The 14420-nt window shown below is 52.9% G+C and carries 13 protein-coding genes; 9 read left to right on the top strand and 4 right to left on the bottom strand.

Features of this window, described 5'->3' with window-relative positions:
• Positions 1 to 470 precede the first annotated feature (470 nt).
• Complete coding sequence (locus C7433_RS11700; protein WP_006119957.1) at positions 471 to 725, bottom strand: YkgJ family cysteine cluster protein; 255 nt, start codon at positions 723 to 725, stop codon at positions 471 to 473.
• A 271-nt stretch (positions 726 to 996) separates the two neighbouring features.
• Here C7433_RS11700 and yeiP point away from each other — a divergent pair, with 271 nt between their 5' ends.
• The 9 genes from yeiP to yejF all read left to right on the top strand — a co-directional run bounded on the left by yeiP (position 997) and on the right by yejF (position 11818).
• Positions 997 to 1569, top strand: a complete 573-nt coding sequence (gene yeiP, locus C7433_RS11695) for an elongation factor P-like protein YeiP (protein ID WP_006119958.1) — start codon at positions 997 to 999, stop codon at positions 1567 to 1569.
• A 78-nt stretch (positions 1570 to 1647) separates the two neighbouring features.
• Positions 1648 to 2625, top strand: a complete 978-nt coding sequence (locus tag C7433_RS11690) for a GTP-binding protein (RefSeq protein WP_110268210.1) — start codon at positions 1648 to 1650, stop codon at positions 2623 to 2625.
• Between the two features lie 42 nt (positions 2626 to 2667).
• Entirely contained in the window at positions 2668 to 3375 is a 708-nt protein-coding gene (locus C7433_RS11685) for a phosphatase PAP2 family protein (protein ID WP_006119960.1), read from the top strand.
• Positions 3376 to 3884: 509 nt separating this feature from the next.
• Entirely contained in the window at positions 3885 to 4451 is a 567-nt protein-coding gene (mepS, locus tag C7433_RS11680; RefSeq protein ID WP_006119961.1) for a bifunctional murein DD-endopeptidase/murein LD-carboxypeptidase, read from the top strand.
• Positions 4452 to 4659: 208 nt separating this feature from the next.
• Positions 4660 to 6237 carry a cyclic di-GMP phosphodiesterase gene (locus C7433_RS11675; RefSeq protein WP_033740578.1) on the top strand — a complete coding sequence of 526 codons (1578 nt, stop codon included), beginning with the start codon at positions 4660 to 4662 and terminating at the stop codon, positions 6235 to 6237.
• 41 nt (positions 6238 to 6278) lie between these two features.
• Positions 6279 to 8087 carry an extracellular solute-binding protein gene (locus C7433_RS11670; RefSeq protein ID WP_110268209.1) on the top strand — a complete coding sequence of 603 codons (1809 nt, stop codon included), beginning with the start codon at positions 6279 to 6281 and terminating at the stop codon, positions 8085 to 8087.
• 9 nt (positions 8088 to 8096) lie between these two features.
• Positions 8097 to 9191 (top strand): microcin C ABC transporter permease YejB, encoded by a 1095-nt coding sequence (locus C7433_RS11665; RefSeq protein ID WP_110268208.1) that lies wholly within the window; start codon positions 8097 to 8099, stop codon positions 9189 to 9191.
• On the top strand, positions 9191 to 10213 hold the full coding sequence (locus C7433_RS11660; RefSeq protein ID WP_039338172.1) for an ABC transporter permease: 1023 nt from the start codon (positions 9191 to 9193) through the stop codon (positions 10211 to 10213). Before C7433_RS11665 ends, C7433_RS11660 begins: the two co-directional genes overlap by 1 nt.
• The gene (gene yejF, locus C7433_RS11655) at positions 10214 to 11818 is read left to right on the top strand and encodes a microcin C ABC transporter ATP-binding protein YejF (protein ID WP_033740585.1); all 1605 of its coding nucleotides are present in this window, start codon (positions 10214 to 10216) and stop codon (positions 11816 to 11818) included.
• Here yejF and C7433_RS11650 read toward each other — a convergent pair.
• The 3 genes from C7433_RS11650 to rsuA form a co-directional block, all read right to left on the bottom strand.
• The gene (locus C7433_RS11650; protein WP_033740957.1) at positions 11805 to 12125 is read right to left on the bottom strand and encodes a hypothetical protein; all 321 of its coding nucleotides are present in this window, start codon (positions 12123 to 12125) and stop codon (positions 11805 to 11807) included. The two genes, yejF and C7433_RS11650, sit on opposite strands and share 14 nt — an antisense overlap.
• A gap of 253 nt (positions 12126 to 12378) precedes the next feature.
• Positions 12379 to 13575 carry a Bcr/CflA family multidrug efflux MFS transporter gene (locus tag C7433_RS11645; RefSeq protein WP_006119971.1) on the bottom strand — a complete coding sequence of 399 codons (1197 nt, stop codon included), beginning with the start codon at positions 13573 to 13575 and terminating at the stop codon, positions 12379 to 12381.
• 11 nt (positions 13576 to 13586) lie between these two features.
• Positions 13587 to 14306 (bottom strand): 16S rRNA pseudouridine(516) synthase RsuA, encoded by a 720-nt coding sequence (rsuA, locus tag C7433_RS11640; protein WP_033740587.1) that lies wholly within the window; start codon positions 14304 to 14306, stop codon positions 13587 to 13589.
• Positions 14307 to 14420: the final 114 nt, after the last annotated feature.

Below are 14420 nucleotides of genomic sequence, written 5' to 3'. Positions count from 1 at the left end.
TGAATCGTTTCAGCTTACTGGTGTCGAATCTTGCTGTTCGTGCCACTAAAGGCCGCTACAGCAACGCTGAAACGTTTCAAGAATTGTGCTGAACATGCGTGTCACTGGCAAGAAAATGCGTCAACGACGTAGCAGATCTTTGACGTTACGCACAATTCAGTGAGATCAGAGGATAATCTTAAAAAGCGTGCTGAAGTCTGGGTGACATGAGGTCGATTAACAGGAGGGGAATTTCAGCAACGTCAGCTCCTTGCCATTAATCGCATGCCTCGGCTCTGCTTCAGCGTCAGCAAACACTTTCACAAAGATACGAACAAATTCAGGACGCCATGCAGGCAGGGAGCGATTAACATGCACCAGAGGATAAATTATGCCGTCGACAATACAGCCAGAAATGCGGCGTTTTTAAACAGTGATGATGTCTCAAAAGACAACAAACGCAGCGAAGACGGGAACCTGCACCGGGGAAATCAGGGGGCGGTACTTTGCTCAAGGTGAATCAGATAATCCATCGCATAATGACGGTTACTACCGCACATCTCAACCGATGGCTGTAGTCCGGCGCACACTTTCGGACGCAGAGGCGATCCAAAAATTTTACAGAGGTTATTATCCGCAAGCTGAACGCACCGGGTATTAGCGGGTTTGCCCTGTGGCATTCCCGGAATGGGCGAGGAAATGCTCGGGGCAATACAACATGCGCCACAGTCTGTACGACATTCCATCTTTTACCTCCCCGAACCGCTAAAGCGCGCACGATAACAGAACGTGCCTTACCCTGACATCACCTTTACAGAGAAACAGGCCAGGCGCCGATCGCCGGTCATGCTGTGATGTCGCCTTTGCAACGCCAATGACGTCATGATCCATGATGTATACTGAGGTGGCTTTATCCTGTTAGTCGCCATCAGGCACAAAATTTTTCGCGCTGTCTTGCCTGTTCACGTCCGCGCGAGTAACGTTGCGCGCACAATCACTTTGACAGCGAGAACCGCAATGCCAAAAGCGAACGAAATCAAAAAAGGAATGGCCGTCACCCATAACGGCAAACTGCTGCTGGTGAAAGACATTGATGTCCAGAGCCCAAGCGCCCGGGGCGCGGCAACGCTGTATAAAATGCGCTTTACCGATGTGCGCACCGGCATGAAAGTAGAAGAACGCTTCAAAGGCGATGAAATTATTGATGCCATTTCGCTGAGCCGCCGCAGCGTCACCTTCTCTTATATTGATGGTGATGAATACGTCTTCATGGACGATGAAGATTACACGCCTTACGCCTTCAAAAAAGAGCAAATAGAAGAAGAACTGCTGTTTATCCCTGAAGGGGGCATTCCCGGTATCCAGGTGCTCACCATGGACGGACAGGTGCTGGCGCTTGAACTGCCTCAGACGGTTGACATGGAAATTGTGGACACCTCGCCCGGAATTAAAGGCGCGTCGGCCAGCGCACGCACTAAGCCTGCCGGGATGAGTACAGGCCTGGTCGTGCAGGTGCCCGAATATCTCAGTAACGGTGAGCGCATTCGCATCCATGTGGCAGAGCGCCGCTATATGGGACGCGCCGACTGATCAAGACTGGCGCGTGCGGCAGGCGAATATTGTTATACTATAACAATATTCGCATAATGCTTTGCAGGAGCCTCAGGCATGACACGTGTTAACCTCCTTACCGGATTTTTAGGCAGCGGAAAGACCACTACGTTGCTTCACCTGTTAGCGCATAAACCCGCCGGGGAAAACTGGGCTGTACTGGTCAATGAATTCGGTGAGATTGGTATTGATGGCGCATTACTTGCCAACCGCGGCGCCACGCTAAAAGAGATTCCCGGCGGCTGTATGTGTTGCGTTAACGGACTGCCCATGCAAATTGGGTTGAACAGGCTGTTAAAGCAGACTAAACCCGACCGTTTATTAATCGAACCCACTGGACTCGGCCATCCCCGCCAGCTCCTGACCATGCTGACCTCGCCTGCCTATGAGCGCTGGCTCACGCTTCAGGCGACGCTGACGCTGCTGGATGCGCGCCAGCTTGCCGACCCACGTATCCTCAATAATGAAAACTTTCGCGATCAACTCCTCGCCGCCGACATCATCATTGGCAATAAACGCGATCGCTGGAGTGACCATGATAAGCAGCGCCTGGCACAATGGCGGACAGCGCATCAGGCCGATCGGCCGTTTGTGGCTACGGAATTTGGCCGCATCCCTCCAGCCTTGCTGGACAAACCGCGAGGCGCACCGCGCGACATTCCGCATCCTGCACATCACTCTCATTCAACGCCTCCGGGCAGTGGTATTGCGGCAATGCGTCTTGACGGGCAGAGCACGTGGCGTCGGGCACTCAATCAGGGCCAGGGCTATGTCGCCTGCGGCTGGCTTTTTGACAATGAAACGGTGTTTGACGCTCAGCCCCTGCTTGAATGGGCGCGGCTTGCCCCTGTAGATCGGGTCAAGGGCTCCCTGCGTATAAAGGAAGGCGCAGTCAGTATCAATCGTCAGAGGGAGGATTTTCATTATGCATTGCTGGACACAACGCCGCCAGACAGCCGTGTTGAGATGATTCATTCCGCACCTGCCGACTGGAATAGTTTACAATCCGCCTTGTTGAAGATTCGTTTAAGCTGACATGGTTATGGTCGGCGGTTATTTTTTTACTGGGGCAGATTTATGCACGCAACACGTCTTGTCACCATCCTCCTGCTTAATGCACTGGGGATGATGCTGTTTTTTTCTTGGTACTTACCGCCTCATCACGGGTTTTGGTTTGAAATTGATAAAGGGATTTTTTTCGCCTTCAATAATGAGATGGTTGCTCACCCGGCGTTTGCCCTGCTGGTTGCCATCACTAATTTTCGCGGCTTTGATGCCGTGTCCTTGCTGGCAATGGGCTTGCTCTATTTGTGGCTGTGGTACCGCGAAACGCCCACCGGTCGACGTCGTATGCTGGCCATTGGCATTACCATGCTTGTGACTGCGGTCGTTCTGAATCAGGCCGGCCATCTGTTGCCGGTCAAACACGCCAGCCCGACGCTGTTTTTTGACGGCGTGCATCGTGTCAGTGAGCTGACCGGCATTCCCGCTAAAGATGCGTCAAAGGACAGTTTTCCCGGCGATCATGGCATGATGCTGATGATCTTTGCGGCATTTATGTGGCGTTATTTTGGCTTTCGCCCGTTTTTAGTCGGCGTGGTTATTGTCGTTTTATTCGCTTTGCCGCGCGTGATGGCTGGCGCGCACTGGTTTACGGATATTACGGTGGGTTCGCTTTCTGTTGTTCTGGTGGGATTGAGCTGGTGGTTATTAACACCGGCAAGTGATTATCTGGTTAATTGGTTTTATCACAAATTACCGGGCAAAAATAAACCCCAAGGGTAATTAATTAGCGAGGGCGGGTTAATGATTAAATTTTAAACCGCCCTTACTTATAAAAAACTTAAAGTAACAATTAGCACGCTAACAAAAAATCACGCTGAAGCCGATGATATTACAGGATTTATCCTGTCTGATGAAAGCCAGCCGCGCCGCCGCCCTCCCCGCAACCCGCACTATGCCTGGAATTAGCGCCTGTTTTCCCCTTTCATCCTGTTATTACACTTGCATTCCTGTTGATAAAGTGAACAAGTCATTTAAGTTTGATAAGTATCAAAAAAACCTATCAGAATTTGATTAAAAGCACTCGCCACGGCCTCGGGAATCGGTTAATCTCGGTCGCAGTGAGAAAGAAGTCGCGGTATTAAGCATTCTTTAACAGATAAATTGTGGTGATTTACACATTTTTATAATTAAAGCGTTGTCTTGTTCTGGCTGGCTTATTAATCTCATTCCGTTTTGTCATCTGGCTGGCGACAATCTTGTCGTAAGGACTTCGAAGGAAAACCCGAATAATGGTCAAGTCTCAACCAATACTGAGATATATCTGGCGGATAGCGCCCGCTCTGGCGCTGGCAACACTCCTCTCAGCTTGTAGCAGTACCCATAACGCAAAAATCGAGAATCATGAAGTTAACAACCAGAATGGTTTTTTACTTCAAGCGTCTCAGGATGAGTTCGAAGAGATGGTGCGTAATGTCGATGTTAAGACACGCATCATGGATCAATACGCGAGCTGGAAAGGTGTACGTTACCGTCTTGGCGGTGATACTAAACGCGGCATTGATTGTTCCGCTTTCGTACAGCGTACTTTTCGTGAACAATTTGGATTAGATCTTCCTCGTTCGACCTCCGAACAGCAGGGAACAGGGAAAGAAATCGCACGGAGCAGACTGCGCCCGGGTGACTTAGTCCTCTTCCGTGCAGGTTCCACCGGCCGTCATGTTGGTATCTATCTTGGCAACGACAACTTTGTTCATGCCTCGACCAGCAACGGCGTGATGATCTCCAGCCTTAATGAAGATTACTGGAAAAAACGTTATCGCGAAGCACGTCGGGTATTAAGTCGAAATCCGAGCTAGTGTAGAACGAACGTCCTCTCAGCCAGAGAAAAAAGAACGCTGCCTATGCAGCGTTTTTTTTTCTGAATCCAGCGAATCAACGTAAAAAAATACTTGTTTATCAAAATAATAACGAGACATTACTAACTGACTCGTTATATTCTCAAACGCGAAAATGTGTGCGATTGTGCATCATTTAGTTTTGTATTTTGATCAGGGGAAGCACTTCATGCCATTGTCGCGGGCGCTGATACGCCAGGCAACTTATCCTCGTCGCATCGCGTGGAAGAGCGCGATTGTTGGTAGTTTGTTTTTCTTGTTGTTAACGTCTGTTTTGCTTATTCAGACCCAGCACCATCGCAAGCAACAACACAAGCAGTTGCTCATCGACAGCAGCACCGATTTTCAGCACAGCGTGAACGCCCTTATTTCAGATACCCTCATTCCGCTGCTTCCCTTAGTTAAGTCTGAATGCTACATCGTTAATCACGAATTAACCGCGCGTGCAGCCTTTGCGGGTGACATACGCGCCATTATCCTGGTTAAAGACGGTAATGCCTTTTGCTCCTCGGCGACGGGCAGTTTCTTTCAGCCGCTCAGCGCGCTCTCACCGCGCACCGATCCTACACGTGAACGGGATATTCGTTTACTGCCTGGAACGCCAATGCAGCCAACAAAACCGGCGCTGGCCATCTGGATCAAACAACCTGGCACCCAGCAGTCAGGCCTGTTTGTCACGCTGAATGTCAGCCTGTCACCTTATCAACTCAAAGCGTCATCTCACCCTGAAATTACCGGTATCGCGTTACTTGCGCATAATACTGCCCTGACAAGCTGGCAGCCCACGCTGGTGCGAAATCACCTGATCCCCTCACCCCTTATGCAGACGCCAATGGACGGATTGCCGTTTCAGTTTGCACTTTATGGTTCAACCTTATCGGCGAGCGACTACCAAACGATCATGCTGATTAGCCTGTTGTTTGCGTTAATTGTCAGCGGGATGAGCTGGGTGTTACTGTCCCGGGTGCGCCGTCCCGGTAAAGAAATCACGATGGGCATTCGACGTGGCGAGTTTCATGTTGAATATCAGCCCATCATCACAGCAGCAGACAGGCAATCGTACGGCATTGAGGCGCTGCTTCGCTGGACGCACCCTTCAGGCGAAGCAATCTCACCCGACATTTTTATCAGTTATGCCGAAGCGCAAAACCAAATCATTCCCCTGACCCGGCACCTTTTTGAGCTGGTTGCACGTGATGCACATCTACTGCGCCACACGCTGCCGAAAGGAACCTGCATCAGTCTGAATATTTCGCCGCTGCATCTGGGTGCCTGTAGCTTTCGCGATGATGTGCTGTACTGGCAAGACAGCATGCCGCACGATCACTTTCAGTACGTTTTTGAGATTACTGAACGTGCTGTGGTGGAAAACAGTAACGCGGCCGCACTGTTTAACTGGCTTCATCAGCGCGGAATTAAAATTGCGGTAGATGATTTCGGTACCGGGCACAGTGCATTAATCTATCTTGAAAAGTATGCGTTTGATTATCTGAAGATTGACCGTGGGTTTGTTCAAAGTATTGGCACCGAAACGATTACCTCGCCCGTACTGGATACAGTCTTACAGCTGTCAAAGAAACTGAATCTGATGAGCGTGGCGGAAGGCGTTGAGACGGATGAGCAGGCAAGCTGGCTGATCAACCGTGGCGTGACACATTTGCAGGGCTATCTGTTTAGCCGCCCGCTACCGCCCGAACAGGTCAAGGCGTTCTTTCTGCGCCAGACCAGCCAGTCCATCAGCCTGTAACACCGCTGCGGTGTCAAAACGTTCAGGAGACCGCCCTCTTTATGCCGTTCCGCTATGTTGTTTTGCTGCTGTGCTGCTGGTTGACCAGCCCGCTGCACGCCAGCCCGGTGCAGGTCAGTTACACGTTTGCTCAGTTGGGCACGCCGAAGTATGCCGTGGACTTTCATCATTACGACTATGTGAACCCTGACGCGCCGAAGGGCGGCAAAATTGTTCAGGCTGTGCCCGGCACCTACGACAATTTCAACCGCTACGCATCGCGCGGCAATCCGGCGGCGGGCACCGGCACACTGTATGACAGCTTATTTACCACGTCGGATGATGAACCCGGCAGTTACTATCCGCTGATTGCCGAATCCGCCCGTCATCCCGCTGATTTTCGCTGGATGGAGATCACCCTTAACCCGCGTGCGCGATTTCACGATGGCTCTGCCATTACCGCTGAGGATGTCGCGTTTACGTTTCACACATTCATGACCGAAGGCGTGCCCCAGTTTCGTCTCTATTATCGCGGCGTGACGATGGAGGCGGTTAATCGTCTGACGGTGCGTATTACGTTACCGGCACCCGACAAAGATTTGATGCTGAGCTTACTATCGCTGCCGGTGATATCGCATACCTTCTGGCAGAATAAAAAGTTTAACGAACCGCTCAGTCAGCCTCCTCTGTCGAGCGGACCTTACCGCATCAGCCGCTGGAAGCTGGGCCAGTTTATTGAGTACAGTCGCGTGAAGGACTACTGGGCAGCTGATTTGCCGGTCAACCGCGGGCGCTTTAATTTTGACGTCATGCGTTACGACTATTACCTGGATGACAACGTGGCGTTTGAGGCGTTTAAGGCCGGTGCTTTCGACCTGCGAGAAGAGACGTCCGCGAAAAAATGGGCAACGCAGTACCGTGGCCGTCACTTTGACGATCAGCAGATTGTGAAAGAATCTATGCCCAATACCGCGTCAATTGATACGCGCTGGCTGGCGCTCAATAATCAAAAACCCCTGTTTCAGGATCGACGGGTACGCCAGGCGATGGCGCTGGCCTTTGATTTTGAATGGATGAATAAAACGCTGTTCTATCATGCCTTTAAACGTACCAGCAGCTATTTCCAGAATACAAACTATGCTGCAAAGGGCCAACCTGATGCCGCACAGCAACGGCTACTCACCCCTTTCCGTGCGCAGTTACCGCCGGACATCTTTACCGACGCCTGGAAACCCCCGACAACCCATGGCAGCGGTTACGATCGCACGAACCTGCTTAAAGCCATGTCCCTGCTGAACCAGGCTGGCTGGCATGTTAAAAACCAACGCCTGGTGAACGATAAGAACGGAAAACCCTTTACGGCAGAGCTGCTGTTGCCCGGTGGCACCAACAGCGAATGGGCCCTTCCCTACCAGCATAACCTTTCCCGCCTGGGGATCACCTTAACGCTGCGTCAGATTGACAGCTCTCAGTATCTGCGTCGCCTGCGCAGCGGCGACTATGATATGGTCAGCACGGTGTATCTCGCGATGCCAACGCCCTCACGTAACCTGCAGGCTAGCTGGCAGTCGGACTATATTCAGTCCTCGTGGAACCACGCCAGGGTTCAGGATCCCGTCGTTGATCACTTCGTTAAAGCGATTGTCGACCATCAGGGTGACGCCGACGCTTTGCTGCCACTGGGGCAGGCGCTGGACCGCATTTTGCTGTGGAATGCGTACATGATCCCGATGTGGTACAGCGCCGACCAGCGCCTTGCCTTTTGGAATAAATTTTCCCATCCTGCGAGGAAACCTGATTACAGTACGGGACTGGATAACTGGTGGTATGACGTCAGTAAAGCCGGCCGCCTGCCCGCTAACCGACGCTGAGGACATCCTGTGGCAATGTACTTTTTTCGCAGACTGTTACTGATCATTCCGACCTTGTGGGCCATTATCACACTCAACTTTTTCATTGTGCAGATCGCGCCCGGCGGCCCGGTTGATCAGGCGCTGGCGAACATTCAGTTTGGCCAGACCAGCGGCATGCCCGGCGCAGGCGGCGCTGACAGCAGCGGAACGCGGGCCAGCCTGAATCGCTCAACGCCTGGCGATAATCAGTATCGCGGCGCACGTGGTCTGGACCCGGAAGTGATCGCCGAAATTGAAAAGCGTTATGGTTTCGACAAACCCATCGCGCAGCGCTATCTTTCGATGCTGTGGAACTACCTGCGCTTTGACTTTGGTGACAGCCTGTTTCGCAGTGCGTCTGTGTTGCAACTGATTAAAGAGAGTTTACCGGTATCCATCAGCCTCGGCCTGTGGAGCACACTGATTATCTATCTGGTGTCGATTCCGTTAGGGATAAAAAAGGCCGTGCGGAATGGTAGCCCGTTTGATATCTGGAGCAGCACGTTCATCATCATTGGCTACTCGGTGCCTGCTTTTCTGTTCGGTATTATGCTGATAGTCCTGTTTGCAGGCGGCAGCTATTTCGACTGGTTTCCCCTGCGCGGGCTGACCTCGCCGCAGTTTGCCACCCTGCCCTGGTACGGCAAGGTGGGGGATTATCTCTGGCATATTGCGCTTCCGGTGCTGGCTACGGTCATTGGCGGTTTTGCTACTTTAGCCATGCTGACCAAAAATGCGTTTCTTGATGAGATTCGCAAACATTACGTCGTCACCGCCCGGGCTAAGGGAGTTTCCGAGCGCCGTATCCTGTACCACCACGTGTTCCGCAATGCGATGCTGCTGGTGATAGCCAGCTTCCCCGCCACCTTTATCAGTATGTTTTTTACCAGCTCGGTCCTGATTGAGGTGATGTTCTCGCTGAATGGTTTAGGTCTGCTGGGATTTGATGCCACCGTCCAGCGGGATTATCCGGTGATGTTTGGTACCCTGTATATTTTCACCCTGATTGGGTTGCTGATGAATATCCTGAGTGATTTGACCTACACGCTGGTTGATCCTCGTATCGATTTTGAGAGGCGATAATGCAGATTTCGCGTTTAAACCAGCAACGCTGGCAGCGCTTCCGGCATCATCGACGCGGCTACTGGTCGCTGTGGATTTTCCTGTTTATCTTCGTTCTTTCCCTGTGTGCCGAGCTGGTTGCCAACGACAAGCCGCTGCTGGTGCACTATCAGCACCGCTGGTACGCGCCTCTGTTTTTTAACTACAGCGAAACTGACTTCGGCGGCGACTTTGCGACGGCAGCCGATTATCAGGATCCCTGGCTGCAACAGCGGCTGGAAAAAGCGGGTTGGGCGCTCTGGGCACCCATTCGCTTTGGAGCCAATACCCTCAATTTTGCGTCACAGGTGCCTTTCCCTTCACCTCCCTCGCGACAAAACTGGCTGGGTACTGACGCCAACGGTGGCGACGTGCTGGCGCGGTTGCTGTACGGTCTGCGTATTTCGCTTCTGTTCGGTCTGCTGCTTACGCTGTTTTCCAGCGTCATCGGTATCGTCATTGGCGCAATACAGGGCTACTTTGGCGGCAGAACAGATCTGATAGGACAACGACTTACAGAAGTCTGGTCCGGTATGCCTTCGCTGTTTTTACTGATTCTGCTGTCCAGCGTGGTTCAGCCCAGCTTCTGGTGGCTGCTGTTGGTGACCGTGCTGTTTGGCTGGATGAGCCTGGTCAGCGTGGTCCGAGCCGAATTTTTGCGTACCCGCAACTTTGACTATATTCGCGCGGCGCAGGCGCTGGGCGTCAACGACGCACGCATCATGCTGCGGCATATGCTGCCGAATGCGATGGTCGCTACGCTGACCTTTCTGCCTTTTATTCTGTGCGGTTCGATTACCACGCTGACGTCCCTCGATTTTCTAGGTTTTGGCTTGCCCATCGGTTCGCCTTCGCTGGGTGAACTGCTGCTGCAGGGAAAAAATAATTTGCAGGCACCGTGGCTGGGTTTATCTGGCTTTTTTACGCTGGCGATACTGCTGTCGCTGCTGATTTTCATTGGTGAAGCCGTACGCGACGCCTTCGATCCCAGTAAAGGAGTCTGAATGGACGCGCCACTGCTTGCCGTTAATCACCTTTCCATCGCCTTTCGTCAGGGCAAACAGCTGCATCAGGTCGTGAAGGATGTTTCACTGTGCGTTGAGGCGGGAGAAACGCTGGCGCTGGTAGGCGAATCCGGCTCAGGGAAAAGCGTCACGGCCCTGTCAGTCATGCGGCTCCTGCATGAGGCCGCCGTCGTCTATCCGCAGGGAGAGATTCTGTTCGCCGGTGAGAACCTGTTAACGGCATCAGAGCAGCGCCTTCGCGGACTGCGTGGCAATCAAATGGCGATGATTTTTCAGGAACCCATGGTTTCTCTCAATCCGCTGCACAGCATCGAAAAACAGCTGTACGAAGTTCTGTCTTTGCATCGCGGGCTGCGGCGGGAAGCGGCACGGGCAGAGATTATTCGCTGTCTGGATCGCGTCGGTATTCGCCAGCCCGCCTCGCGACTCAATGATTTTCCGCACCAGCTCTCCGGCGGTGAACGCCAGCGCGTCATGATCGCCATGGCGCTGCTCACACAACCGAAGCTGTTGATTGCCGATGAACCGACGACCGCACTGGATGTCACGGTACAGGCGCAAATCCTTACCCTGCTGCGTGAACTGCAACAGGAACTGAATATGGGGATGCTGTTTATTACGCATAACCTGAACATCGTTCGTCAGCTGGCGGATAACGTGAGCGTCATGCGCGCCGGTCAGGTGGTGGAGCACAACCGCAGCGCGGTTCTGCTTCGTCAGCCGCAGCACGCTTACACTCAGCAACTCCTTGCGGCCAATCCGGAAGGCCGCGCCGTGCCGCTCGCGGCCGAATCTCCTGTGATGCTGAACGTGGCGCATTTGCGCGTCACTTTCCCCCTGCATCAGGGGCTGTTTAAGCGTAAAACGGGCGAAAAGATTGCCGTCAACTCGATCAGTTTTCGCCTGAAACGCGGGGAAAGCCTGGGGCTGGTGGGCGAATCCGGTTCGGGGAAAAGCACCACCGGGCTGGCCCTGCTGCGACTGATAGCCGCTCAGGGCGAAGTCTGGTTTGATCATCAGCCGCTGCATCAACTGTCACGTAAACAGCTGTTGCCGCTTCGCCGCCGTATTCAGGTAGTGTTTCAGGATCCTGACTCTGCGCTTAATCCGCGCATGACCGTCCTGCAGATTATCGCCGAAGGGCTGGCGGTGCATTTTCCGCAGTTGAGTGCGGCACAGCAGGAAGAGCGGGTTATCGCGGTGATGGCAGAAGTCGGGCTGGACACGGAGAGCCGCCATCGTTATCCGGCAGAGTTTTCGGGCGGACAGCGGCAGCGAATCGCTATTGCACGCGCACTGATTCTGGAGCCTGAACTGCTGTTGCTGGATGAACCCACATCATCGCTGGATCGCTCGGTCCAAAAACAGATTCTGGATCTGCTGCGTGGGCTGCAACAGCAACGTCAGCTCAGCTATGTGTTTATCAGCCACGATCTGGAAGTGGTTCGCTCGCTCTGCCATCAGCTGATCGTCCTGCGACAGGGAGAGGTGGTGGAACAAGGTGACTGTGAAACGTTATTCGCCGCCCCACAGCAAGCCTATACTCGCGAGCTGCTCAGGTCAGTGGCGCTCAGCGACCAATAAAGGTCTCCGCAATCGCAACGCCCTGGTTTTTCAGACAGCAGTTAGTGGCGCTTTCATCACAACGGCGGATAAAAAGACAGGGTTGCCCTTCGCACTCGGCAATTTTGCCATCGACCTGAATGGCGGTCAGCATGTCTTTCAGTTCATGCAAAATCTCCCAGGCGGGCACGCCATCATGGCTTATCAGACGAAGCGCGATAACATCGTGCTCTTCTGAATCCGTATCGTCAGTCTCAATCACGCTATGACGATCGCTCAACCAGCGAAACCGCTGGGGTAAACGATGCACCACCGAAAGTTGCAACATAGTGATCAGTATCTCCAGAGAATGCAGCCAATTCACCACCAACGGTATCAGCATCGCGCGCCGAACCTGTCATGCGCGTTATCTGCCAAATTGCGAGTTGAATCTCATTTTGGGCTATATGTACCGCGTTTAATGATAACTAACAATCATTTTAGACCCAATGTGATTACTTTATTTGCTATTTTTTTTCACAAATAAGAAACATTATTGTCTTTGCAGGTCAGGACAGGCGACAGCGGAGGCTGCCGCCTGCTTAGCGGGCGGCAGAATGCGGACGTGACGCGTAGAGAAAGAGCGCAACGGAGAGCGTTGCACAGAGCGCAATGGTGCCCACCATAGGCCAGGCACTGTTAAAGCTGAACAGGGAGAGCAGCGCACCGGCCAGTGCGCCTACGCCGAAACGTAGCGTGCCCGCCAGTGAAGACGCCGTACCGGCCATGTGCGGAAATTCATCCAGAATTACCGCCATGGCATTTGATGACACCATGGACACACAGCCGATAAACATGGCGATACCGAAGACCAGCGGCAAAAACCCCAGATCAAACGCGCTGACCACCAGCAACCAGATGCCCATCGCAAACTGCACCAGTAACCCAAAACGGAACAGGGTGACAGGGCCAAAACGGCGCACCGCGCGGCTGTTAATCAGGGTCATGATGAACAAAAACACGATATTCAGGCCAAAATAATAGCCAAAGCTTTGCGGCGAAATATGATTGAGCTCGATGTAAACAAACGGGCCCGCATTGAGAAAGGTAAACAGTCCCGCAAAGGAGAACCCGCTCGACAGCATATAGCTGAACGCCCGTTTATGGCGAAATAAAGCCACAAAATTCCCTAGCGTCGTGCGCAGATGAAAACGCTGGCGCTGCGCAGGCTTCAGCGTTTCCCGAATCTGGGTCGCGACCAGAACGGTGGTAATCAGCGCGGCTATCGAGAGTGTCCAGAAAATGGCGTGCCAGCTCCAGAGCAACAGCAGCCAGCCACCGATAATGGGGGCCAGCAGTGGCGCAATGGTGGTGATTAACATCACGAAGGACATCATGCGCGAAAACTCCTCTTTCGAGTAGCTGTCGCGCATCAGGGCATTTATCACGACACTGGCAGCCGCAGCGGACAAGCCGTGCAAAAAACGCATCGCGATAAGCTGTTCTATTGACTGAGAAAGCGCGCAGGCTGCCGCCGCACAGGCAAATATCAGGGTGCCCAGCGTTATCACCGGTTTGCGACCATAGCTGTCGGCCAGCGGACCGTAGATCAACTGCCCAATGGCGAACCCCAGAATATAAAGATTGAGCGTCATCTGTACGCTGCCTGCGGATACCGCAAACTGACGCGCAATTTGTGGCATGGCAGGCAGATACATATCTATCGACAATGGCATCAACATCGCTAACAGACCGAGAATGATCACCAACCCCATTGGCGAATTTTTTTCCTTGCGCACCGGCTTTCTCGCTATTTCTGTTTCAGTTCGTCAGGCAAGCCAATGCTGGCTATCTCTTCTTCTGTTAACGGGCGGTATTCTCCCGGTTCCAGGTCCTCGTCCAGGACGATGGCGCCAATGCGCTCACGGTGTAACTCCACCACCCGATTCCCCACGGCGGCGAACATGCGTTTGACCTGGTGATAGCGCCCTTCGCTGATCGTCAGCAGGACTTCCGTCGGTGTGATGATCTCAAGCTGTGCGGGTTTGGTCAGGCTCTTTTCGTTATGCAGTTGTACACCTGCGCTGAACTGCGCAGCGGTATCGTCGCTTACCGGCGCTTCAAGCGTCACACGGTAGGTTTTCTCACAATGGTGACGCGGTGAAGTGATACGGTGCGACCACTGTCCGTCGTCCGTCAGCAGCACTAATCCGGTCGTATCAATATCCAACCGGCCTGCGGCGTGCAGTTTGAATGCCATCGGTTCTTCGATGAAATAGACGATGGTAGGATGATCGGGATCGTCCGTGGAGCAGACATAGCCCTGCGGTTTATTCAGCATGAAATAGCGCGGCCCGGTCTGCATCTGAAGCACGTTGCCGTCATACTCGACCTCGTGATCGGGCTGGAGTTTGAACGCGGTATCGCGCACCACCTCACCATTAACGGTGACACGTTGACCACGGATTTCGCGTCCGGCGATAGCACGGCTGATTTCCAGTTGCTGAGAAATGAATTTGTCGAGTCGCATGAATGTGTTTTGCCTGTTACTGCGGAGGGAAACTAAAACGGCGTTATTAACCGTTGAAAAAGTCTGGGAAGTATAGCCTGAACGGCGTCTCTCTGACAGCGCGTTTATAGACGA

This window comes from Pantoea sp. PNA 03-3 (assembly GCF_003201175.1).
Classification (GTDB): domain Bacteria; phylum Pseudomonadota; class Gammaproteobacteria; order Enterobacterales; family Enterobacteriaceae; genus Pantoea; species Pantoea stewartii.
Note: the sequence above shows the minus strand (reverse complement) of the source record. Positions and strands in the feature narration are given on the sequence as shown.

Bases quoted from the DNA above. Each gene is read 5' to 3' on its own strand.
- C7433_RS11700 (WP_006119957.1), bottom strand. From the start codon at position 725: ATGGAATGTCGTACAGACTGTGGCGCATGTTGTATTGCCCCGAGCATT.
- yeiP (WP_006119958.1), top strand. From the start codon at position 997: ATGCCAAAAGCGAACGAAATCAAAAAAGGAATGGCCGTCACCCATAAC.
- C7433_RS11690 (WP_110268210.1), top strand. From the start codon at position 1,648: ATGACACGTGTTAACCTCCTTACCGGATTTTTAGGCAGCGGAAAGACC.
- C7433_RS11685 (WP_006119960.1), top strand. From the start codon at position 2,668: ATGCACGCAACACGTCTTGTCACCATCCTCCTGCTTAATGCACTGGGG.
- mepS (WP_006119961.1), top strand. From the start codon at position 3,885: ATGGTCAAGTCTCAACCAATACTGAGATATATCTGGCGGATAGCGCCC.
- C7433_RS11675 (WP_033740578.1), top strand. From the start codon at position 4,660: ATGCCATTGTCGCGGGCGCTGATACGCCAGGCAACTTATCCTCGTCGC.
- C7433_RS11670 (WP_110268209.1), top strand. From the start codon at position 6,279: ATGCCGTTCCGCTATGTTGTTTTGCTGCTGTGCTGCTGGTTGACCAGC.
- C7433_RS11660 (WP_039338172.1), top strand. From the start codon at position 9,191: ATGCAGATTTCGCGTTTAAACCAGCAACGCTGGCAGCGCTTCCGGCAT.
- yejF (WP_033740585.1), top strand. From the start codon at position 10,214: ATGGACGCGCCACTGCTTGCCGTTAATCACCTTTCCATCGCCTTTCGT.
- C7433_RS11650 (WP_033740957.1), bottom strand. From the start codon at position 12,125: ATGTTGCAACTTTCGGTGGTGCATCGTTTACCCCAGCGGTTTCGCTGG.
- rsuA (WP_033740587.1), bottom strand. From the start codon at position 14,306: ATGCGACTCGACAAATTCATTTCTCAGCAACTGGAAATCAGCCGTGCT.